The sequence below is a fragment of the Methylovirgula sp. genome (assembly GCF_037200945.1).
Taxonomy (GTDB): Bacteria; Pseudomonadota; Alphaproteobacteria; order Rhizobiales; family Beijerinckiaceae; genus Methylovirgula.
In genome coordinates, this window is the sequence record NZ_JBBCGP010000001.1 from 3,506,340 (window position 1) to 3,529,092 (window position 22,753).

The 22,753-nt window shown below is 60.8% G+C and carries 19 protein-coding genes and 1 pseudogene; 9 read left to right on the forward strand and 11 right to left on the reverse strand.

What is annotated here, in order from left to right; all coding sequences use genetic code 11:
• The first annotated feature begins 56 nt into the window (after nucleotides 1-56).
• From glmM to WDN02_RS17205, 4 genes are all read left to right on the forward strand, one after another.
• Nucleotides 57-1,397 (forward strand): phosphoglucosamine mutase, encoded by a 1,341-nt coding sequence (glmM, locus tag WDN02_RS17190; RefSeq protein WP_337294644.1) that lies wholly within the window; start codon nucleotides 57-59, stop codon nucleotides 1,395-1,397.
• A 171-nt stretch (nucleotides 1,398-1,568) separates the two neighbouring features.
• Nucleotides 1,569-2,393, forward strand: a complete 825-nt coding sequence (locus WDN02_RS17195; RefSeq protein WP_337294645.1) for an outer membrane beta-barrel protein — start codon at nucleotides 1,569-1,571, stop codon at nucleotides 2,391-2,393.
• A 174-nt stretch (nucleotides 2,394-2,567) separates the two neighbouring features.
• Entirely contained in the window at nucleotides 2,568-3,524 is a 957-nt protein-coding gene (locus WDN02_RS17200) for an opacity family porin (protein WP_337294646.1), read from the forward strand.
• Nucleotides 3,525-3,582: 58 nt separating this feature from the next.
• Entirely contained in the window at nucleotides 3,583-4,740 is a 1,158-nt protein-coding gene (locus WDN02_RS17205; RefSeq protein WP_337294647.1) for a phosphoserine transaminase, read from the forward strand.
• A 50-nt stretch (nucleotides 4,741-4,790) separates the two neighbouring features.
• Here WDN02_RS17205 and rpsT read toward each other — a convergent pair whose 3' ends face one another.
• Nucleotides 4,791-5,060 carry a 30S ribosomal protein S20 gene (gene rpsT, locus WDN02_RS17210; protein WP_337294648.1) on the reverse strand — a complete coding sequence of 90 codons (270 nt, stop codon included), beginning with the start codon at nucleotides 5,058-5,060 and terminating at the stop codon, nucleotides 4,791-4,793.
• Nucleotides 5,061-5,245: 185 nt separating this feature from the next.
• On the reverse strand, nucleotides 5,246-6,019 hold the full coding sequence (locus tag WDN02_RS17215) for an enoyl-CoA hydratase (RefSeq protein ID WP_337294649.1): 774 nt from the start codon (nucleotides 6,017-6,019) through the stop codon (nucleotides 5,246-5,248).
• Between the two features lie 252 nt (nucleotides 6,020-6,271).
• Between WDN02_RS17215 and WDN02_RS17220 the strand changes: the two genes are divergently transcribed.
• From WDN02_RS17220 to WDN02_RS17230, 3 genes are all read left to right on the forward strand, one after another.
• The gene (locus WDN02_RS17220; protein WP_337294650.1) at nucleotides 6,272-7,501 is read left to right on the forward strand and encodes an aminotransferase class I/II-fold pyridoxal phosphate-dependent enzyme; all 1,230 of its coding nucleotides are present in this window, start codon (nucleotides 6,272-6,274) and stop codon (nucleotides 7,499-7,501) included.
• A gap of 107 nt (nucleotides 7,502-7,608) precedes the next feature.
• Complete coding sequence (locus WDN02_RS17225; protein WP_337294651.1) at nucleotides 7,609-8,778, forward strand: hypothetical protein; 1,170 nt, start codon at nucleotides 7,609-7,611, stop codon at nucleotides 8,776-8,778.
• A gap of 145 nt (nucleotides 8,779-8,923) precedes the next feature.
• Nucleotides 8,924-9,949, forward strand: coding sequence for a fatty acid desaturase (locus WDN02_RS17230; protein ID WP_337294652.1), 1,026 nt, complete (start codon nucleotides 8,924-8,926; stop codon nucleotides 9,947-9,949).
• A gap of 116 nt (nucleotides 9,950-10,065) precedes the next feature.
• Here the strand turns inward: WDN02_RS17230 and WDN02_RS17235 are convergent.
• The 9 genes and pseudogenes from WDN02_RS17235 to WDN02_RS17275 form a co-directional block, all read right to left on the reverse strand.
• A pseudogene (locus WDN02_RS17235) lies at nucleotides 10,066-11,409 on the reverse strand (IS5 family transposase); the annotation flags it as partial.
• Nucleotides 11,410-11,603: 194 nt separating this feature from the next.
• Nucleotides 11,604-12,908, reverse strand: a complete 1,305-nt coding sequence (locus WDN02_RS17240) for a glycosyltransferase (protein WP_337294653.1) — start codon at nucleotides 12,906-12,908, stop codon at nucleotides 11,604-11,606.
• 108 nt (nucleotides 12,909-13,016) lie between these two features.
• Nucleotides 13,017-13,811: an SDR family NAD(P)-dependent oxidoreductase gene (locus tag WDN02_RS17245; RefSeq protein WP_337294654.1), complete on the reverse strand. Its 795-nt coding sequence runs from the start codon at nucleotides 13,809-13,811 to the stop codon at nucleotides 13,017-13,019.
• A gap of 6 nt (nucleotides 13,812-13,817) precedes the next feature.
• Nucleotides 13,818-14,246 carry a MaoC family dehydratase gene (locus WDN02_RS17250; RefSeq protein WP_337294655.1) on the reverse strand — a complete coding sequence of 143 codons (429 nt, stop codon included), beginning with the start codon at nucleotides 14,244-14,246 and terminating at the stop codon, nucleotides 13,818-13,820.
• Entirely contained in the window at nucleotides 14,243-14,629 is a 387-nt protein-coding gene (locus WDN02_RS17255) for a hypothetical protein (RefSeq protein ID WP_337294656.1), read from the reverse strand. Before WDN02_RS17255 ends, WDN02_RS17250 begins: the two co-directional genes overlap by 4 nt.
• Before the next feature lie 23 nt (nucleotides 14,630-14,652).
• Nucleotides 14,653-15,870, reverse strand: a complete 1,218-nt coding sequence (locus WDN02_RS17260; RefSeq protein ID WP_337294657.1) for a beta-ketoacyl-[acyl-carrier-protein] synthase family protein — start codon at nucleotides 15,868-15,870, stop codon at nucleotides 14,653-14,655.
• Nucleotides 15,871-16,146 (reverse strand): phosphopantetheine-binding protein, encoded by a 276-nt coding sequence (locus WDN02_RS17265; protein WP_337294658.1) that lies wholly within the window; start codon nucleotides 16,144-16,146, stop codon nucleotides 15,871-15,873. It abuts the gene before it with no gap.
• A gap of 158 nt (nucleotides 16,147-16,304) precedes the next feature.
• Nucleotides 16,305-19,628, reverse strand: a complete 3,324-nt coding sequence (locus tag WDN02_RS17270) for a helicase-related protein (RefSeq protein ID WP_337294977.1) — start codon at nucleotides 19,626-19,628, stop codon at nucleotides 16,305-16,307.
• Nucleotides 19,629-20,078: 450 nt separating this feature from the next.
• Nucleotides 20,079-20,909: a DUF3108 domain-containing protein gene (locus WDN02_RS17275; RefSeq protein WP_337294659.1), complete on the reverse strand. Its 831-nt coding sequence runs from the start codon at nucleotides 20,907-20,909 to the stop codon at nucleotides 20,079-20,081.
• A 369-nt stretch (nucleotides 20,910-21,278) separates the two neighbouring features.
• On the opposite strand from WDN02_RS17275, the gene WDN02_RS17280 reads away from it, so the two are divergent.
• Both WDN02_RS17280 and WDN02_RS17285 read left to right on the forward strand, forming a co-directional pair.
• Nucleotides 21,279-21,704: an organic hydroperoxide resistance protein gene (locus WDN02_RS17280; RefSeq protein ID WP_337294660.1), complete on the forward strand. Its 426-nt coding sequence runs from the start codon at nucleotides 21,279-21,281 to the stop codon at nucleotides 21,702-21,704.
• Between the two features lie 64 nt (nucleotides 21,705-21,768).
• Nucleotides 21,769-22,743 (forward strand): aldo/keto reductase, encoded by a 975-nt coding sequence (locus WDN02_RS17285; RefSeq protein ID WP_337294661.1) that lies wholly within the window; start codon nucleotides 21,769-21,771, stop codon nucleotides 22,741-22,743.
• The last annotated feature ends 10 nt before the right edge of the window (nucleotides 22,744-22,753 follow it).

Consider the following 22,753-nt stretch of genomic DNA (forward strand, 5'->3'; position numbering starts at 1 on the left):
GCCGTTTTCGCCGCGCCGCCGGCTCGATAATCCAGTGTACGCAGGAGCACCAGGGCTTGGGAAAGCATTTCGGGACCGATGGAATTCGCGGCCTAGCCAATAAGGTTATCACGCCCGAACTGGCGATGAAGGTGGCGCAGGCCACGGGCATCCTGTTTCAGCGCGGCGACCACCGCCACCGCGCCGTGATCGGCAAGGACACACGGCTCTCCGGCTATATGATCGAGACAGCCATGGTCGCCGGCTTCACCTCCGTCGGCGTCGATGTGTTGCTGCTCGGGCCGATGCCCACGCCCGCCGTCGCGATGCTCACGCATTCGATGCGCGCCGATGTCGGGGTGATGATTTCCGCCTCGCACAATCCGTTCGAGGACAACGGGATCAAATTGTTCGGCCCGGACGGCTATAAGCTCTCCGACGAGGTCGAGGCGCGGATCGAAGCCATCCTCGACGGCGAGCAGCCGTTGAAACTGTCCAAACCCGGCGATCTGGGTCGCGCCATGCGCGTCGAGGGCGACCGCGCCCGCTACATCGAATTCGCCAAGCGCACCCTCGTTGGAAATACATCGCTTGAAGGGCTGCGCATCGTCGTCGATTGCGCCAATGGCGCCGCCTATAAGGTCGCGCCCGAGGCGCTCTGGGAACTCGGCGCCGAGGTCTTCACTATCGGCGACAGTCCGGACGGCTTCAACATCAACCGCGATGTCGGCTCGACCGCGCCTAAAGCGCTCGCCGCCAAGGTGCGCGAAATGCGCGCCGATATCGGCATCGCGCTGGACGGCGACGCGGATCGGGTCATCGTCATCGATGAGCGCGGCAAGGTCGTCGATGGCGACCAATTGATGGCGGCGATCGCCGAAAGCTGGCAGCAGGACGGGCGCCTGTCGCGGCCCGGCATTGTCGCCACGCTGATGTCGAATCTCGGCTTCGAGCGCTATCTTTCGAGCATCGGTCTCGCCCTCGCCCGCACTGCTGTCGGCGACCGTTACGTGCTCGAACATATGCGCGAGCATGGCTATAACCTCGGCGGCGAACAATCGGGCCACATTATCCTGAAAGATTACTGCACCACGGGCGACGGTCTGGTCGCGGCGCTGCAATTGCTCTCGATCGTCAAGCGGCGCGAAAAGCCGGTGAGCGAGGTCTGCCATCGATTCGAGCCCGTGCCGCAAGTGCTCAAGAACGTCCGCTTCCGCACCGGCCAGCCGCTTGAGGAAGAGCGCGTTTCCCGCGCCATCGAAACCGGGCGCCGGATGCTCGGCGCGAACGGCAGGCTGGTCATCCGGCCATCCGGCACGGAGCCGGTCATCCGCGTCATGGGCGAAGGCGACGACCGCGACCTTGTCGAGAAAATCGTCGATGATGTCTGCGACGCGCTGAGCGCCGTCGCGGCCTAGGTGTACGCCCCCGTAAAGTTGCGGGCCGCATCATACGCAAACTACTGATCTTACGGGCCATTAACGTTAAGCGTTAGGGTTAAGACCCTTTTAAGCTGTTTGCGGCATCTTTCCTTCCACTGGACCGGCGCGGGCATGACCGCTCGCGCCCCTTTGAGGGGACTGATCGTTATGGCCAGCTTTAGAGTCGTCATCATTGCCGGCGCCGTGGCGATCGGCGCAGTAAACGCCGCCCACGCGGCTGATCTTGATTTACCGCCGCCGCCGCCCGTCGAGGCACCGCCGCCGCCTCCTGTTGGTGGTGGCTGGTATCTGCGCGGCGACGTGGGCTACGGTTTCGACCAACTCAGCAGTGTCAGGTCAAACCTCGCCAGCACCACGCCCGGCTTCGCCGACACCGGCGCGGGCATTGATGGGCAGGCAAGCTTCGGCGGCGGCGTCGGCTACCAGGTCAACAATTGGTTCCGCGCCGACGTGACCGCGGAATATCGGACGCCGACGCATTATTCCAACGTGGAAAGCTTCAACGATGGCGGCGGTGTTTTTGGCGGCGATGCCTACAACGCTTCCATCCAGAGCGAGGATATTCTCGCGAACGCTTATTTCGACGTCGGCACCTGGTATGGCTTCACGCCTTTCGTCGGCGGCGGCGTCGGTGTGGCGTTTCATCAGTTCCACGGGCTGACGGATAGAGGCTTCGGCCCATTCTCCACGCCAACATCCTTCGGCACTGCGCCGGACGTCGGCATGGCCCGATTGGCCTGGGCTGCGATGGCCGGTATCGACTACAACATCTCGCCAAACTGGAAGTTCGAAGTCGGCTACCGCTATCTGGACATGGGCACTCTGACGAGCGGCGGCATCGTTTGCGACGGCGGATGCGGGACGCCTGAAACCCAGAGCTTCCATTTGACTGCGAACGAAGTTCGCGTCGGCTTGCGCTACATTTTCGCCGACGTACCGCCCCCGCCTCCGCCGCTCGTCACAAAATACTGAGCGGAAAGATTCCTCGAAAAGAAAAGCGGGCCTCTGGCCCGCTTTTTTGTGTTTGCCGCGACGGAAACGCGGACCGGTTTATGGTTTTCGATGCGTTATTTTTTATAGTTAAGCGGGACTTAAGAAATATCCTTCAGACTTCCTTTCAATTGGGAGCCGAAAGGAACACAAGCGATGTCGAATCGCGCCTCTATTTTTTGCAGCTTTGCGTTGACGGCTGCGGCTGCAATCGGCGCTGCTTCTCAAGCCGAAGCTGCCGATCTCGGATCGTTCTTCGGCGGTCAACAGGACGATCAACAAGCGGACGCGCCGACGCAGCCCGTCGAATTCGGCACCGGCTGGTACATTCGCGGCAGCGTCGGCGGGGCTGTGCAGGACACAGCTAACTTGCTTTCGGATCCGTCCAACATCTCGTTCACGCAACAGCTTAATTGGTCGGCCGAACTCGGCGCTGGCTATCAGTTCAACCAATGGTTCCGGACGGACGCGACATATACTTATTACGGCAGCCAGCCCATGGGCGGTTCCACGGCAGGAAATTGCGCGGTTGCCCTTGATCCTTACTTCAGCGGCTTCAACCCAGACGGCTCGCAGATCGAACCCCCAAAAGGAATCATTCCGGTTTATGATTCCTGCGGCTACAACGAACATACCTCGCTGCAAAAAAATCTATTTCTTGCCAACGGCTACGTTGATCTTGGGAATTATTGGGGCGTAACACCGTATATCGGCGGTGGTATCGGCACAGCCTATCTCAATGCGCAGCAAAGTCTCAACGTTGTTGACAATACTCAGGGAGGCGCTCCCTACAATGCCACTTTAACGTTTCCAAACCCGTCGCCAGTACCGCTGGTCTATTATAACAACCAGGGTGTTCGACTTAACCCACAACCGACTTTCACTCCTGGGGCGCAACATCCCAATTATTCCACCTCGTCATCCAAATGGAATTTCGCTTTCGCATTGATGGCTGGCTTCTCTTACGACATATCGCAGAATCTCAAGCTCGACATCGGCTACCGCTACGTGAATTTCGGCTCGATGTCGTTTAGGTCCCTTTCGGATTCACTGTTCAACAAGAACCTAAGTTCGCAGGAAGTCCGCCTCGGCGTTCGGTACATCGTCGATTAAGATCACTCATCTTGAAGCGGCCAGTTGCACTTTCCCGCTTCTGGCCGCAAAACAAGGCATGACCCTCGCGCCTCCCCAACCGCGCACCAAGCCCGCCCAGCCCTTCTTCTCCTCCGGTCCCTGCCCCAAACGGCCCGGCTGGACGCCTGAGATTTTCAGGGAGGCGCTGCTCGGGCGTTCGCACCGCAGCCCCGCCGGCCAGGCGAAGCTGCAGGAAGCGATTGATCGCACGCGTGCCGTGCTCAGCGTTCCGGCGGATTATCGGATTGCTATCGTGCCAGCCTCCGATACCGGCGCGATCGAAATGGCCCTGTGGTCGCTCCTGGGCGCGCGCGGGGTGGATGTGCTGGCGTGGGATGCTTTCGGCGAAAGCTGGGTACATGATGCCGAGTCGCTGAAACTCGCAGATCTGCGCACCTTCCGCGCCCCGCCCGGGAAGATCGTCGATCTCGCCAAGACCGATTCCGCCCGCGACATTGTCTTTACATGGAACGGCACCAGCACCGGCGTGCGTGTGCCGGACGCGAACTGGATTGCCGCCGACCGCCAAGGGCTGACGATTTGCGACGCGACCTCCGCCGTTTTCGCGCAGGAGCTCGATTGGCCGAAGCTGGATGTCGTCACCTTCTCCTGGCAGAAGGCGCTCGGCAGCGAAGCGGCGCATGGAATGCTGGTTCTCAGCCCGCGCGCCGTCGCGCGGCTCGAGAGCTACCGCCCACAATGGCCGATTCCGAAAATTTTCCGTCTGGTCGACGCGCACGGCCGCCTCGACGAGGCCCTGTTCAAGGGCTGGACGATCAATACGCCGTCGCTGCTTTGCGTCGAAGATTATCTCGACGCGTTGGCTTGGGCGGAATCGGTCGGCGGCCTCGACGCCCTGATTGCCCGCGCCAACGCCAATGCGCGCACGCTCGGCGCTTGGGTCGAAACGACGGACTGGATCGACTTCCTCGCCAAGGACGCGGTAACCCGCTCGAACACGAGCCTATGCCTAACCTTAGCCGAGCCCGAGGTGGCGCGACTGCCCGCCCCGGAGCAGCATGCTCTGGTCGAAGAAATGCTGGAAATTCTCGAAGAAGCCGGTGTCGCCTATGATATCGGCGCCTACCGGCAATCGCCGCCGGGCCTGCGCATCTGGTGCGGACCGACGATCGAAGCACGCGATCTCACACAGCTCACCGCGTGGCTGGATTACGCATACGGGCTGGCGCGCTGAGGCTCTTTTAAACGCATAAGCTCATCCGAAAAGTCTGCGACTTTTCGGGATTATGCCTTTGCCAGCGCCCGAATACTGTGCGTCAGCCGCGAGACTTTGCGGGAGGCTGTGTTCCGGTGAATGATGCCGTTCTGGGCAGCGCGGACGATCACCGGCTCAGCGGCCTTCAGCGCCTCGGCGGCGGCTTCGTGATTGCCGGCGGCAATCGCTTCCTCGACCTTGCGGACGTAGGTGCGCATGCGCGAACGGCGGGAACGGTTGACCGTCGTGCGATGCTCAATTTTACGGACGGCCTTTTTGGCCGACGAAGTATTCGCCATAGATAGAAATGTCCTGGAAAGGCTCGGCCGAAGGCAACCGTAAAGGGCCGCATCGGCGGATGCGCAAACTCGAAGCGGCAGGTTATAATTGCGCTCGCGCTGGCCGTCAACGCGCCCGCGAGTTTTTTCACACCGCGCCTTAAACGCTTTGCCGCGGCAAGACCGGCCCAAAAGCACCAGATAAATCAGCGATTTTCGAACTTGGCCGGCCGCTTCTCGACAAAAGCCGCCATCCCCTCTTTCTGATCATGCGTGGCGAAAAGCGACTGAAAGGCGCGCCGCTCGAAGAGCAGCCCCTCGGCCAAGCTCGATTCGGCGACGCGATTGATCGCCTCTTTCGTCAGCAGCAGAGCCGGCAACGAATGTTCCGCGATGGTGGCCGCCGTCTTCAAGGCTTCGGCCTCCAGTTGATCTGCTGGCACGATCCGGGCGACGAGCCCCACCCGCTCGGCCTCCTCAGCGTCGATCATTCGGCCCGTCAGGCAAAGTTCGATCGCCCTGGCCTTGCCGATCGCCCGCGTCAGGCGCTGCGACCCGCCGCCACCGGGCATGATCCCGAGTTTGATTTCCGGCTGGCCGAATTTGGCATTGTCGGCGGCGATGATGAAGTCACACATCAGGGCGATTTCGCAGCCGCCGCCGAGCGCAAAGCCTGCAACCGCCGCAATTGTCGGCTTGCGCACCCGCGACAGCCTCTGCCAATTGGCGATGAAATCCGGGATCAACGCCTCGGCATAGGTCTTGTGCTGCATTTCCTTGATGTCGGCGCCAGCCGCGAAGGCCTTGGCGGAGCCCGTCAGTACGATCGCGGAAATTCCGGCGTCAGCCTCCAAGGCATCGAGCGCCTCGTTGAGCGCCACCATCAGTTCGGCGTTGATGGCGTTCAGCGCCTGAGGGCGGTTGAGCCGAATCAGCCCAACCTTCTCATGGGTTTCGACGAGAATCGTGTCACTTGCCACGCGCGAGGCCCTTTTCTGCTTTGTGCGCTGCTTTTGTTACGCTTTGTAACCCTATTTGACTTATCATCCTAAGCTTGTGCTTCTAAAGACGTTGAGCTAATTGCGGGCTCTATAGCCCGACGCCGCCCACGGCCGATTGTTCGCGTTTTTTGCTGGCCGCCGTCGGGAATGTTATGGCTCCAGGGACATAGAAGGCCCGGTCCGCCTTGTCGATTCTCGCAAGGCTAGGCTCGAACATATGGACAATCTGACTTGGCACATCGCATAAAAAGTCTCGCAGACTATGCGAACAGACGCTTCGGGCTCGCCGGCAAAGCCTACCTCGAACAATACAATCCGTTTTTTGTTGAGACCGATACGGCTCGTCACGACGCTCAGGCGAACGGGCGGAATTTTGTCAGCTTCGCCAATTACGATTACCTCGGCGTCTCCGGCCATCCGGCCGTGAAGGCCGCCGCACTCAACGCGCTTGAGGAACAGGGCGTCGGCGCCCTCGCCTCGCGCCTCGTCGGCGGTCAACGCTCGACCCATCATGTTTTGGAAGACAAGCTCGCCAGTTTCCTCGGCGTCGAATCGGTTCTCACGCTGGTTTCGGGTTATCTGACCAATGTGACGGCGATTTCACATATGATGAACACGCATGATGCAATTTTTCTCGACGAACTGTCCCACAACAGCATCATCAGCGGCGCCAAGGCCGCAAGCGCGACGAGCCATTTCTTCCAGCACAACGATCTCGATCATCTGGAATCGCTGCTTGAGCAGAAGCGTGGCTCCTACCGCCATGTGCTGATCGCAGTCGAATCACTTTACAGCATGGACGGCGACATCGTCGATTTGCCGCGTCTCGTCGAGATCAAGGACCGCTATAATTGCTGGCTCCTGGTCGATGAGGCACATTCCATCGGCGTTCTGGGCCAGGACGGTCGCGGCCTTTGCGAACATACCGGTGTCGATCCAAATCAGATCGATCTCATCGTCGGTACGCTCTCGAAGACCTTCGCCTCTTGCGGCGGCTTCATCGCCGGCAAGAAGCCGGTCACCGAATGGCTACGCTATACCCTGCCTGGCTTTGTTTTCAGCGTCGGTATCTCGCCGGTGATCTCGGCAGCGGCTTCGACGGCGCTGGATATCGTCCAGAAAGAAACCTGGCGTATCGAAAAACTGCGCCACAATGCGGAGCTGTTCCTCGAGCTCGCGCATGAGGCCGGGCTCGATACCGGCCCGGCGATTGGGCGCGGCGTTATGCCGATCCTGTTTAGTGATGGTCTTGAGACCGTCGCCGCCTCCCGACATCTCATGGCGAACGGCTATTACGTACCGCCGATCTTCCAGATCGGCGTGCCAAAAAATCAGCCGCGGCTGCGCTTTTTCCTCTCCGCTACGCATCGCGAAGAAGATATCCGCGGTGTCATCAATCTCCTCGCCCGGCCGCAAAACCAGGCGTTGGTCAAAGGCGAGCCTGTTAGCGCCACGCCCTGAAGGCCAGTGCCGAAAAAGTGAGACTTTTCGGTCGCATGAACGCTTCGAGATGAGAATTCGCATCAGCGCCGCTTCAAGTCTCGATGAGCGTCGGCAACGGAAATCGGATGAGTGAAATCAAGATCGTTCCCGTCAAAGGGCTTGGCGGCTTCCTGGAGTTCTGCAAAGTCCAACGGCTCATCTATAAGGGCATGAAGGGCTTTGCCGCGCAGCTCGACGTGGAGCGTTGGGCCCTATACGGCTCGAAGTTCAATCCGCATTTCGAGTCGGTCGATTGGCAGGCGTGGCTTGCCTATAAGGATGGCAAAATCGCAGGCCGCATTCAGGCACAGATCTACAAAGAGCTTGTGCCGCTCGGCGCCTCGCCGGCGCAATTCGGCTGTCTCGATACGATCGAGGATGATGCTGTACTCGGCGCCCTGCTCGAAGCGGCGGAGACCTGGTTGCGCGATCGCGGTGCTGGAATCGTGCATGGACCTTTCTCACCATACATCTGGGGCGAAGTGGGTATGCTTGTCGAAGGCTATACGGCCGTGCCGATGATTTTCGTGCCCTGGAACCCGGCCTATTTGCCGGCGATGCTCGAACGCCACGGCTACGTGAAAGCCCGCGACCTGATCTCCTATCGCTATGCGATCACCGACAAGGATAAGGACCAAGGGGCCGGCATCGTCTCCCGGCCTGAATGGCGCGATCGCCTGAAGATCCGCACGATCGACCTCAAAAACATCAAGGCCGAAGCGGTACAGATTGTCGATATTTTCAACGACGCCTGGAGCGAGAACTGGGGCTTCGTGCCGTTCACCTACGAGGAATTCATGGCCTCGGCCGACTCGCTGAAATATATAATGCCGCCCGAATGCGGCTTCATGGTCGAGCTGGATGGCGTTGCGCAGGCCTTCGCCGTCGTCTTGCCGAATTTGAACGAGATCACCGAAGACTTTGAAGGCAAACTGCTTCCGTTCGGCTTGCCGAAGGTGATTTCGCGCGTTCGCAACCACCAATACAAGACCGCGCGTCTGATGCTCTTTGGCGTTCGCAAAGCCCTGCAGCGCAAGGCCATCGGCGGTGCGGTCATCCTTGCCTTCATCCAGGAAATCCGCCGCCGATCCGCACAATATCCGTCGATCGAGCATTGCGAATTCGGCTGGGTGCTCGAGGACAATATGGGTATGCGCAAGCCGATCGAAATGTCTGGCGCGGAGATCGACAAAGTCCACCGCATCTACGGCAAGGATCTGACGGCGGCCGCGGCACCCAAGGCGGTCGCGGCCTAAAGACGAGGATCGGACCCTTCGTTCGACGATTGGTTCGCTTCCAAAGTTGACCGTAGACCTTCGCAAGGCGAGGGTTTCTGGTTACTGGTAGACATGAATTCGCTGGGGGGCGAGAACTCGGGACGCGATAAGCGAGGCTTCGCACATGAATATAGCGGTTCGAGATACAGGGGCTGAGAGCAACGAGCCCCCGCACGATTTCCTCGTCGCGGAGCCGATGCGGCCGCATCCGCAGCGTCGGCGCGCCATTCTGGCCGCGCACCCCGAGGTCGCCGAACTTTTCGTCACCGATCCGCTCACCGCGTTCATCACGCTCGGCGTTGTCATCGGCCAGACCGCGATTGCCGGTTATCTCGGCCATCTCGGCCTCGGCTATTGGTGGCTGATCTTGATCGTTGCCTATTTTGTCGGCGCCTTCGCCAACCACGCGATGTTCGTCGTCATCCACGACGCGGTTCACAACACGATTTTCAAAACGCCGGATGCCAACAAATGGGTGGCGATCCTGGCCGACCTGCCGAATGCCTTCCCGACCGCGATGGGCTTTCGCTGCTATCACCAGAAACATCATTCGCATCTTGGCGACTACGAGTATGACGCCGACCTGCCCGGCCATCTTGAAGCGAAGCTCGCGGGCAATCGCTGGTATGGCAAAGCGTTCTGGCTCTTTGGATTTGCCTTCTGGCAGCTCTCCCGCCTCGGCCGGCTCAAGGGCACGGTGCCGATCTGGGGCAAGTGGACCTACATCAACACGGTCGTCGTCATCGTCTATGATGTCGCGATGCTCTATTTCTTCGGCTGGAACGCGCTTTTCTATCTCTTCGCGTCATTCTGGTTTTCCGTCGGCCTGCATCCGCTCGGCGCGCGCTGGATCCAGGAGCATTTCACCTTCGATCCGCAGCAGGAAACCTACGATTATTACGGGCCGCTCAACATCGTGGCGCTCAACATCGGCTACCACAACGAACACCACGACTTTCCCGAAATCCCGTGGCGGGCGCTGCCCGAATTGAAGCGCATGGCGCCGGAATTCTACGACAATTTGAAGGCGCATAAATCGCTGACGAAGCTGTTTCTCACCTTCATCTTCGATCCGCGCTACACGCTCTATTCGCGCGTCGATCGTTCGATCCTGCGCCGCGCCAATGAGGCCGCCGCCGCGACGCGCTAGAATTCGCGGCGCAAATGCGACGAGACGCCTCGGCCTTGCCAAGATAATGAATGGTCGTCTGTGAAGAAGGCGTCCCAAGCGGTTTCGTAATGTGTTTCCGGGGCGTTTGCGGGGCTGATGGCGATCCAGATTGCGGACAACAAAAGGTTGAACCAGGCCAAGAGGCGGCGGAAGTTGTAGCCAGCGGCGGCGAGCACGGCGTTGATCGCGTCGCCGGCCTGTCCGGCAAGATAATTGCGGCCCATGCGATGTTCAGATTTGGCATGGCCGATGACCGGCTCGACGGCCGAGCGTCTTCGCATCTCGCGCTTGATGGCATCGGTCATGCGGCGCTTTTGGCCGGCGGTATAGACCTTGAAGCGGTGTTCCTGCGGCGCATTGTGACCTTTGTAGCCGGCGTCGGCGATAATGCGCTGAAGGGCGGCGCCGACGATGCGTTCGATGGCGGGAATGACGGTGGCAAGCGTATGGCCGTCATAGGGTTTGCCGGGCAGAGCCTTGGCGTGAACGATAAATTGGCCGCCTTTCGAGTGCGCGAGCGTCGTCGCGACCGAGACCTTCACGCCGAACTCGTAAGGCTTGTGCGCCTTGCCTTTGCCGATGCATTCGACCTCTGGCGCATGCAGGCTGAAGACGCGGAGATCGGCATCGGCCGGGGTGCCTTTGATGCGGCGCAGGTTCCTGTTCTGCGCGTGAACCCGGCGCGCCAGCATCAGCTCCTTAGCGAAGGCGTCTTCGAGCGGCGCGTGGGCTTTGATCTTGCGGGCGATGTCGCGGATGGTGCGGCCGAGCTGGGTCTTCAACGTCTTCAGCGCCCGCTTTGCCCGCTTGAAGTGCTTGGCATGCGCATAGCGCTGCTGCTGGATCAAAGCGAACTTGCCGACGCGCACATAGGATTGGCGCAGCCCGACGCCATGTTTCTTGGCGAGCCGCACCAGCCGCTCGCGCGCACGATGCATCAACCGCGCATCGGTCGGGAAGGCGACCGCCTTCGGCTGCACCGTCGTGTCGACAATGACCTTGGTGAAGTCGGCGGGTTTTGCTGCGCCAACGCGCGGCGCCGTTGCAAGGCTCTCCTGCAAAAGCGCGACGAGCCTTTCTTCACCCATCCTTTGCCGCCAGCGCGTGATCGAGGAGCGATCGAAGCGAAGCTTGTGGCGGAAAAACTCCTCGCCACAGAACAGCTGATAATAGGGGTTCTCGACCCAACGATCACACAAAACCTCGTCGGAAAGATCGTGCATGTGCTTCAGGATGGCGAGCCCCGCCATCAGCCTGGTCGCCAGCGGCGGATGTCCCGGCTTGTCGCTGTAGGCGGCACCGAAGCTTGTTTCGAGAAAGCCCCAATCGATCGCCCCGGCGAGCTTCGCGAGCGGATGGCTCATGTCGACGATCTGGTCGAGCCGGGCTTTGAAAAGATCCTTCTGCCCAGTCTCGCGCTGCTCTTTCGGCCGCATCAGAATCACCCTCCGCTTCGTCCCCGAAACGAAGAGAATCACGAGCAGAGCCGCCGATCAATTTGCAAGAAAAAACCATCCCCAAGCCGCCAAATCCGGCAAAAACCAATACTGGCCGAGACCCAAAAATCACTCTTAATCAGTAGCTTGGTTGTTCTTCACGGACGACTGAATGCTTGGCCGCAATCGCGGCTAGGCTAGAATTCCTGCGTGCCGGCGTTCTGATGAGACTTCGGCGTCCGCATGAAACTCTCGCGGCTGCCGCGGAAAACCGTCTTCAGGATCGAAGGCGCATTCGAAACGCTCATATAGATCATCATCGGCGGCACCGAGACGACAGTGGTGAGATATTGCCAGACCGAGCCGCGCCGTAAAATAAGATAAGGCAGCAGCGTCATGCTCAGGGCCACGATCGCGATCAGGATCAGCAAGAACTCGATCATCGGCAAATAAGGAACGATATTGAAGCCGCGCAGCACGACGCAGGCGAGAAGCGCCAAAGTCGCGGTCGCCGCACACAGGTAGAATGCCTGAATGAGGATCAGGGCGCTCGCCGAAATCTTCCGGCCCAATGTCCAATCCGAACTCCACACGTCGCCAAGCAGCTTACGCGCAACCTGCACGAAACCGTTCGACCAGCGCCGCTGCTGGACCCGCCAATGGTCGAGTCGATCCGGGACGAGGCCAGGCACGGCAGGGTCCATCAGAAAGATTCCATGCCAACCGGCAAGTTCAGCGCGCACCACGAGATCGAGATCCTCGCTGAGAGAATCGCCCATCCAGCCGCCGGCCGCCTCGATCGCCGCACGCCGCCAGAGGCCGCCTGTTCCATTGAACTGGAACAGCCAGCCGGCGCGATAGCGTGTCGCCTGCTCCATCACATAATGCGCGTCGAGCATGAGGCCTTGCACGCGCGTCAGCCAATTCGTGCGATAATTGGAGAATTCGCAGCGCGATTGCAGGAAACCGGCCTTCGGATCGGCGAGAAGGTAAGGCACCGCGATGCGCAGCCAGCCGCGCGGCGCGCGAAAATCGATGTCCAGCAAGGCGACAATCGGCGCGTCGTTCTTCGTCATCCCATGCGCGAGCGCGCCCGCTTTAAAGCCATCGCGGTCATCGCGGCGTATATGCAGAACATCGAAACCCTGCGCGCGTAATTGTTGCGTCGCTGCTTCCGCAAGTTCCGATGTCTCGTCGGTGCTGTCGTCGAGAAGCTGGATGTGGAGTTTGTCTTGTGGCCAGTCGAGCGTCGCGGCGGCGAAGAGCGCATCCGCTGCGATCTTGCCTTCGTTGAAAGCGGGAATCTGAACGAGTACGTGCGGCAGTTCGGCATCGCTCAATTTGAGCGGCGGCACAGGCTCGCGCCAACGCTTGCCGGTTGCGAGTTCGATGATGTTAATGACGATGAGGATGAGAAAGCTGACACCGACGGCAACAAGACCGAAAACGGCAATTCCGAGAATGACTTCGAGAATCGAGCGCAGAATTTCGATGAGGATCAAGCTGCGCGCCTTTCGGGGTTACTCTGCGCGGCCTCTCGGGCGGGCCTCGCCCGCGTTTGAAGCACGAAAATGATAATCAAAACAAGGAAAACCCGGCAGGCGCTAAGTTCATGATTTCACTCTTTCTTGCGTTTCAGGAACATTGACCGAAAAGCGAGTGAAGAGTCGATCGACGAAACGCGGCGGCAGAATGCGCGCCAGCCGCGTCGCGAGATAGAGTGCCATCGGAAAAGCGATGACCGCCCGTCCTCGCGCCAGGCCGTTTTTGATAATTGTCGCCGCCTGAACGTCGCTGACCTCGAACGGTTTGACGGCGTCGATTGAATCGTTCAACGGCGTTTTGACGAAGCCGGCAACGACGAGGCTGACCAGCACGCCGCGGCGTTCGAGCCGCCCGCGCAGCGATTCCGCATAGGCGTGAACCGCCGCCTTGCTGGCGCTATAGGCTGGCGAGAACGGCAGGCCGCGCAATCCTGCGAGCGAGCCGATGACGGCGATCTGCCCCCGCCCCCGCGTGCACATCGGCCCGATCAACGGCTCGATCGTGTTCAGGACCCCGAACAGATTCGTCGCCAGCAACGCGCGAACCGCCTCCGGGTCTTCGCTGACCGCTGTGTCAGCGAGGCCGGTCGTGATTCCCGCGTTGGCGATGACGAGATCAATTGGGTGGGGACTGTCGGCGGCAAGCACGGCCCCATGCATGGCCACGCGGTCGCGCACATCGACCGGGATCGCGGACACTGTCGCGCCGCGCGCTTCGGCCGCCGCTTTGACCTCGGCGAGGCGTTCGGAATTGCGGCCCAGCAAAGTGAGATGAAGTCCCGGCGCGGCATAGGCCAGCGCCAAAGCCCGCCCGATCCCGCTCGAAGCGCCCGTGATGAGAATGGCGCGGGGCTGCTGCATCGTCGCCTAGTTCGCCGCGACAAGCACGGCTTCCGCCAGAACGACGATTTCGCGCCGTTCGTTATGCGCCATCAGACGCAGCGTGGCGCGGGCCGCGCCATCCCCGGCAACGCTGCCGACACGGCCCGATACGACAATGCTCTCGCCCGCCAGAACCGGGCGTAGAAACTTGGCCGAAAGCCGCTGCAGGACGAAATCCGGCCGCCACGCCGTGAGCGCCGGTTCGAACGCGCTCATCAGCAACATGCCCTGCACCGGCGGCGCTGCGAGCCCAGCTTTACGCGCGAGGGCTTCATCGAGATGAATCGGATTGGAATCGCCGGAAACCTCGGCATAGCGCGCGAGATGCGGCATCTCGAAAGGCCCGAATGTTTGCGGCAGCAGCTTGTCGCCGGCGCGCAAATTCTCTTGCTCGGATTTAGCCAGAAGCGTCACGCGGCCTGCTCCGTCGGCAAGGGGATGATCCGCAGGATCATTTCCATCGTGAGATGCGACGCGTCGTTCGGGAGGCCGATCTGCGCGACCAGCACGATGCGCGACGGCTCGATTTCGCGCTTCATCGTCACCGCCATTTCATAGTCGGTGTCGGACGCGAGGGGCGTCCGATAATCGAAGCTCTGCGACTCGTGAATCGGCACCCAATTGCCGTCGCCGATCATGTCGACAGCCACCGCGTGGAAGTCTGCCCGCGCCAGCCAGCGCACGGGGAATGTGAAGGGAACACCCTGCCCCGTACCGCCGGTTTCACGGCGAAATGCCGCCGCCTCAGCAGCCGCCGCCCGTACAACAAACGTCCCAAGGGCCCGCTCACCCGACATGGCGTCCCCCAATCTCGATCGGCTCAGGCAGCGAGACGGCGCACGACGAGCGTCGCATTGATGCCTCCGAAAGCGAACGAGTTCGACATGGCGACATTGATCGGCATCGGCCGCGCTTCGTTCGGGATGCAATCGACCGGGCATTTTTCGTCAGCGACCTGCCAGTTGATCGTTGGCGGCGCAACATTCTCACGCAAGGCGCCGAGCGTGACGATCAATTCAAAGGCGCCACCGACGCCAAGGCCGTGGCCATGGATGGGCTTCGTCGAGGACACCGGCACATGTGGTCCCCGCTTGCCAAAGACGACTCCGATCGCCGCGGATTCGGTCAGATCGTTGACCGTCGTACCTGTCCCGTGCGCGTTGACGTAATCGATCTCGTCCGGCGTCACGCCGGCGTCCTCGATCGCATTGCGCATGCACGAGGCAGCGCCAAACACATCCGGCCGCACAGGGTCCTTGGCGTCGCTTGTGGTGCCATAGCCAGCGAGCTCCGCGAGCACATAAGCGTTGCGCTCGGCGGCAATCTCTTCCGCCTCAAGAATGAAAACGCCGGCGCCAGCGCCGATCACCATGCCGTTGCGGTCTTTCGAGAACGGCCGGCAGAAATTCGGCGTCAGCACGCGCAACGCTTCCCACGCCAGCATCGTACCGATCGTGACGCAATCCTCCGTGCCACCGACAATGGCGCGGTCGATCATGCCGGCGCGGATCATCTGCATGCCGATGCCAATGGCCTGCGTTGCTGACGAACAGGCACTGCCAACCGCAAACGACGGCCCTGTCGTGCCATAGCGCATGCTGACCATGGCGGGACATGAACTTGGAATAAGCCGTGGGATCGTCAGCGGGTCCGGCCGCACTTCTCTTTTGAAAACCGTGTAGAGCCCGTCCTCAATCGTGTTCATCCCGGCAATGCCGGTCCCGATGATCGCAGCCGTGCGCGGCCCCTGCAGCGTTTCGCGGGAAAGGCCCGCCTGCTGGACCGCCTCATCGGCCGCGACGAGCAGATATTTGATCACAGGATCGCAAAGCGACAATGTGCTCTTGTCGAGATAGAGCGTGGCATCGAAATCCTGAACCTGCGCCGCAATCTTGATGCGACCCGGATAAGGATGGCGGAAGGTCGTTTCATGCACGCCGGAACGACCGTCGCGTGCTCCCTCCCAGAGCGCCTTGGCTCCAATCCCCAACGACGAGACCGCGCCTATACCTGTGATAACGACCCGCCTTTGCGCCATTCAGGCGGTCTTTTCTTTACTGATATAATTCGCCATAGCATCGATCAGGCTTTTGACATCCTTGGCCTCGTGAAACGGGCCGTCCATCGGGATGTAGACGTCGAACTTTTCCTCAAGCGCCGTCAGGATCATGACGATATCGATGGACTTCAGTCCCAAGCTCTCGATCGAGGCGTCCATCTTGACCTTTTCGCGATCGATCATCCCTTCCGAAACGATCACATCAACGATCTGGTTGATGAGTTCGTCCTTCTGCTCGGAACTCTTTGTGTCCACCGATAATCCCCTTTTCCGAGAACGTCTGCGCGGAAGTCAGACCAATAGCTTAAGTCAATCCTGCCGGGATAACACGGGGGTGCCGTGCCGGGGAAGCCCCTATGTCGCCCCCTCGCCCAGCCGCCGTCACACGTCAGATTGCGGAATTTAAACCCACTTCAATTCTTTCCCTCTTCCATGCGCTGCTTCAATTCAAGCAGCTTGGCGAAGGGCGAATTGGGATCGGGCTGGCGTTCGCGCGGCTTTTCGGCGGACGACCATTTGCCCTTAGCCTGGCCGTCGCCATTGCGCGGCCCGCGGTGTGCGTCCTTTTGCGAGAAATCGCGCTTCCGGTCCGGGCGTGGCGCGCCGTTCGGGATGCCGTCGAAATTGTGACGGCGGCGATGTTCCGGCCGCGGCGGGCGCGGATTTTGATTCGCCGCTGCCGCTGCATCCGGCGCTGCAACGGCCGAGGCGCCTGCTGGCGCCTCCTGCGCCGGCCGTTGAAACCGGCCTTGCCCCTGCGCCTGACCTTGTCGTTGTGGCCGCGCCGGACGCCGAACCTGGCGATGCCGGAACGGATGCCAGATTTCGATCGTCGCGGGCTCGGCCGAGACTTCGGCGGTGGTGCTTTCGATAGCCTCCGCCGCAGCCGCCGTTTCAGCGGGTTCCGTGCTCGTCGCTGTTTCGGCGAGTTCCGGGTCCGCTACAGCCTCGGCGACCGGCGCCTCTGCCAGTTCGGCAATAGGGGCGGCCGTGGCCTCAACCTCAATCACCTCGACCGGGGCGGGTTCAGCCGCAATAGTCGCCTCGTCTACAGGCGACACCAGCGCCTCATCCGAAACGGCGTCGGGCGCTGCTGGCGGCTCATCCGAAACGACGTCCAGCGTCGAAGCCCCGTCGTCCGAACCGCTTTCGACACTTGACGCGGCTGGGTCCGTCGAAGTCGCGTCTTGCGACGCCGCCTCCACAGTCGTAGGCGTGATGGACTCGATCGAAGCTTTCGGAACAAGCGGCACGGTAATCGCCGGGCCGTTGCGCTGTTGGCTTTGATAGCCCAGCGAACGCAGGATCGAGGCGAAAGCATCGCCAGAGCATCCGGCGAGCGACGTCATCGACACGGTCACAATGAAGCCGTCGCCATCCGCAGCACCTGCCGGCGGATCCCCCGGCGTGGTGCCCGGCCGATACGCAATCGCCGGGCGAATGAGATCGGCAAGCCGCTCCAATATATCGACCCGCACGGCCCGCTCGCCGCAGACATGGAAACCGGCCGCGCGATAAAATCCCTTCGGAATGTCTTTGTCGGCAACGAAGGACGTACGGCCCGAGGCGGCAAGATGCGGCACTTCGGCCTGCCCCTGGATGCTTTCAACAGTAGAATTGCGCAAGGCCCAAAGCTGCGCGGCGAAGGCGCGCGGCGCCGGCTTCAACAGCGCCGGCAGATAAAGATGATAGGCCCCGAACCGCACGCCGAGCTTGCGCAATGTCGCGCGCGCTTCCTGCGTGAGACTTTTCACATCTTCCGCAACTTGCGAACGTTCAAGCACGCCCAGCGATTCAGAAATACGGAAGGCCACGCCGCGCGCGATGCCCTCAAGCCCCTGCCCATTTTCCAATTCGGCAAGCGGACCCAGCAGCTTTTTGACGTGCTGCGCCAGCCACAAATCGAGACGCTTCTGGACAATTTCCAAAGACGCGCCCGTCAATTGTTCGTCGGCGAGAACCGTGACGCGCGGCTGCAGGATATGCTCGCCCGGCACGATCTTGCCGATCGCTTCGCCGAGCCAGCGGATGACGCCGTCATTGGCGAGGACGAAAGCCTCATCGACTGCTTCATGCACGCGGCGCGCGCGGCCCTCGATCTCGCTCGCCAACGCTTTTTGCGCCGCAGCGTTCAAGGCCTTGGCGGCTTCGCCGTCGGCCAGTGGATCGGCCGTAAAACGAAATCCCGACAAATGCCCGACATGCTGTTCTTCAACCAGCACATCGCCGCCTGGGGTGATTTCGGCTTCCAACATCGCGTTCTCTCTCAGACGGCGCATCAGCACGCTTGTGCGCCGGTCAATGAATCTTTGTGCGAGACGTTCGTGCAACGCGTCCGACAGCCTGTCCTCTACCTGACGCGCGACCTCCTGCCAATGCTCCGGCTGACGAAGCCAATCGGGCCGGTTGGCGATGAATGTCCATGTCCTGACCTGAGCCAGCCGCGCGGACAAGGTGTCAAGGTCGCCATCGACGCGATCAAGCTCCTGAATATGGCGTGAAAACCAGCCTTCGGGAATATGACGCGCCCGGACGACAAAGCCATAGATCGAAAGTACGAGTTCGGCATGCGCTGCCGGCGACAATTTGCGGTAGTCGGGAATTTGGCAGGCGTCCCAAAGCCGCGCCACGTCAGCCGCGGTCTTGGTCGCCCGCAGGACATTCTCGTCCCGCGCCGCGATGTCAAGCACCATTTGATCTTCCGCGAGCGGCGCGCGCGTCAGACCCCTATCCGTCGGGTACTGATCGAGCGAGGCTGTGAGCGCACTGATCGACGCAAAGTCGAGGTCGCTATTGCGCCATTGCAACATTGTGACCGGCTCGAAACGATGTTCCTCGATCGCCTCGACAAGTTCATTGTCAAAAGGTGCGCAGCGCCCGGTCGTACCGAATGTGCCGTCACGCATGTGGCGGCCGGCGCGACCGGCGATCTGGCCAAATTCGGCCGGATTGAGCCGCCGGAATTGCCAGCCATCAAATTTGCGATCGGCCGCGAACGCAATGTGATCGACATCGAGATTAAGCCCCATGCCGATGGCATCTGTCGCGACGATATAATCCACATCGCCGTTTTGATAAATCTCCACCTGCGCATTGCGCGTGCGCGGCGACAAAGCCCCGAGCACGACGGCTGCGCCGCCGCGCTGGCGGCGGATCCATTCGGCGATCGCATAAACCTCCTCGACCGAGAAAGCGATGATCGCACTGCGCGGTGGCAGGCGCGCGATTTTGCGCTCCCCTGCGAAGCTCAGCTTCGACAATCGCGGCCGCGAAATGATTGGTGCGCCGGGCAACAAAGCCTCAAGCGGGCGCTGCATTGTCAAAGCGCCAATCAGCAAAGTCTCGTCACGGCCGCGGCGGTTGAGCAGCCGGTCCGTGAAAACATGGCCCCGGTCGAGATTGGCGGCAAGCTGGATTTCATCGACCGCGACGAAGCTGAGATTGAGATCGCGCGGCATCGCCTCGACCGTCGAAACCCAATAGCGCGGCGATTCCGGCTTGATCTTTTCTTCGCCGGTGACGAGTGCGACGGCGGCTGGCCCCACCCTCTCAGCGACGCGGTTATAGACTTCGCGTGCCAATAGACGCAGCGGCAAGCCGATCATCCCTGTCGGATGGGCCAGCATGCGCTCGATCGCATAATGCGTCTTGCCCGTGTTGGTCGGCCCCAACACGATTTTTACGCCACGCGCACGATCGGGAGGATGAATTCGAGAGCCAGGAACGACGAGGTTCATACGGCGAGGTTCATCGAGACTAACTTTCAGCGACGGCAATCGCGTGCCGGCGCCGGCGGGTGACATATGCGCTTCCGATGGCCCGGCGACAAGTCGCGGCGAGCTGACAGCGAGGGCATTTCCATCATCTAAATGCCACGAAAGTACCTGGCGCCTGTTTCAATCTGTGGCAAACACCATGGCGAGATTGCCATTTCCGTTGACACTTCGAACACGCCACGAACGAATCGAGCCCGAATCGCTGACTGGGCCGGAATCCGCGTTTGTTCACCGCAAGATGTTGGGCGTGAGATCGATTCATCGCTATGGGTTGTGAATCTCGAGCTTTTCCGGGGCTTCATAGGCTACGCCGCGTACGACTCGGGACGGACTCTGACGACGCGCTTTGTCAAGTCCGCGATGAAAAATCATCGATCGTTCAAAGCGCCGTGAATTGGCGCACGCGAATCTTCAGCGGTCGGCCTTCAAAGTCTTGCCGCTTGGCTGCAAATGAAGCTCAACCGCATCGACATAGGCCATGCCGGCCATCGTCCGCAGCCCGATGTGGAACGGGATGACGACATGCGCCCGCTCGATCGGCGCGAGCCAAACCTCGATATCGTGATTTTGCGCCATGAATTTCGTCGAGCGCGAATCGTAACGATGGCCAGCGATGGGCTTGTAGCGAACCGCGCAGACGGACACGGGGCCGTCGTAGCCAATGGCTGACACGTTGCGCGTTCCATTATAGCTCATCGTCAAATCAAAGCGGACAACGCCGTCATAGATCTGCAGCGTACGGTTACAGGCCGCTGGTCCGACCAATGCTTCCCCGGCGGGCACTGCCATGATCAGTGCGCTTGTCGGATCGAGAACGTTGCGTTTTTCCGCCGACGAAACGGGGATGCGAATCGATTCGTCGTCGAGTGGCGGAGAAATATCGACGGCGCGCACATTGCCAGCTGCGAGCGCCATGCGAACGGTACGTGTATCGCGCTCCGACGCGGCCGTTGTCGCATAAGCATTCGGCAGAACCGCACCGCGGCGAATCTCGCCCGATGATGCAAGCGCGATCCGCATATGCGCGAGCCACTCAGCCAAGCCGGTCAGATGCGCGTCGAGTGCGACGCGATAAGCCGCGGCGCTGACGGCGCCCCGCGCGCTTGCCTCACCGATCCGGAACCCGACCAGCGTCACCGCATAACGCGCCGCGATGACTTCCGCCGCAGCGGGGACGATCGCCAGCGTCGTGACAAGAAGAAGCAGAGCGACGAGTGACGAGCAAGCGGAAACGGTGCGCATGGGAGACCGTATATAAATCCGAGAGGATGACGACAAAAGCCCGCTGGTCCCTTGTTCGTATAATTGCTGAGGACTCAGAGTGTTTGGCGGGAAATTCGGCCTCTTTCAAGGCGATAAGGATGAGAATCGTCGTTGTTGAACGGCAATTATCGCCGCTTCGGTGTGCCGATGCAAGAAGCCCTGCGACTCAGCCGGCCAGCGATTTCGGCAATATCCAACAAGCGGGACACAGCCGGTTCGTTTATACAGGCGAGACCTTCCGCCCGCCGCGGGGCTAGATTGAAAACCGCTCCAATACGTTTCATGTGAGTGGCGCCTGCTTAAACGCCCGGCGCCAGCCCGCATGAATTCAGCCCAAGGAGTAAAGCCATGTCGGTCAATGTTCTTTATCGCACCAAGGCCACCGCCCATGGCGGCCGCGACGGCCATTCGCGTACGGAAGACGGCACGCTCGATGTCACGCTGACCATCCCGAAGGAACTCGGCGGTCCCGGCACGCCCGGCAACAATCCCGAAAAACTTTTCGCGACCGGCTATTCGGCCTGTTTCCTGGGCGCCATGAAATTTGTTGCGTCGCAGGGCGGCCCAAAAGTTCCCGAGGATACTGCCGTCTCGGCGATCGTTGGCATCGGCCCGCGCTCGGAAGGCGGCTTCGGCCTTGAAGTCGAACTCGACGTATCGCTGCCCGGCCTGCCGCACGAAGAAGCCCAGCAGCTCATCGAGAAGGCGGACAAGGTCTGCCCCTATTCCAACGCCTTGCGCGGCAACGTCCAGGTCACTCTCAAGCTCGTTTGAGCCGCGCGACTTACGCTTTCACGGCCGCGGCTCCCGCGGCCGTTTGCATTCCGGAGATCGAAGAATGGACTACGTAAAACTCGGCCACACCGGACTCGACGTGTCGCGCATCTGCCTTGGCTGCATGACCTATGGCGAGCCGGGACGCGGCCCGCACACCTGGACGCTCGACGAGGAAAAGAGCCGGCCGATTATCAAGAAGGCAATCGAACTCGGCATCAATTTCTTCGACACGGCGAATGTCTATTCGGATGGTTCATCGGAAGAAATCGTCGGCCGCGCGCTGAAGGATTTTGCTTCGCGCCAGGATGTCGTGATCGCAACCAAGGTGCACGGTCGTATGCATCCTGGGCCGAACGGCGGCGGCCTGTCGCGCCGCGCAATTCTTGCCGAGATCGATAACAGCTTACGCCGTCTTGGCGTCGATTATGTCGATCTCTACCAGATTCATCGCTGGGATCACGCTACGCCAATCGAGGAAACGCTTGAGGCGCTGCATGATGTCGTGAAGGCCGGCAAGGCGCGCTACATCGGCGCGTCCTCCATGTTCGCATGGCAATTCGCCAAGGCGCTTTACATCTCGCGCCTCAACGGCTGGACGGAATTCGTCTCCATGCAGGACCACATCAATCTCTTGAACCGCGAAGAAGAGCGCGAAATGCTGCCGCTCTGTCGCGACCAGAAGATTGCCGTGTTGCCCTGGAGCCCGCTCGCGCGCGGCCGCCTGACGCGCGATTGGGACGAGACGAGTGAACGCCAGAACAGCGATGTCTTCGGCAAGACGCTTTATGGACTCGAGTCCGACAAGAAGATCGCCGGAGAGGTCGCAGACGTTGCGAAGGCCCGTGACGTGCCGCGCGCGCAGGTCGCGCTCGCCTGGCTGTTGCAGAAAGACGGCATCACCGCGCCAATCATCGGCGCGTCCAAACTCAACCACCTCGACGATGCGGTCGCGGCCCTGTCGCTAAAGCTGACGGCGGATGAAATCGCCAAGCTCGAATCGCCCTATGTCCCACATCCGATCGTCGGCTTTCAATAAGGAGTTCGCT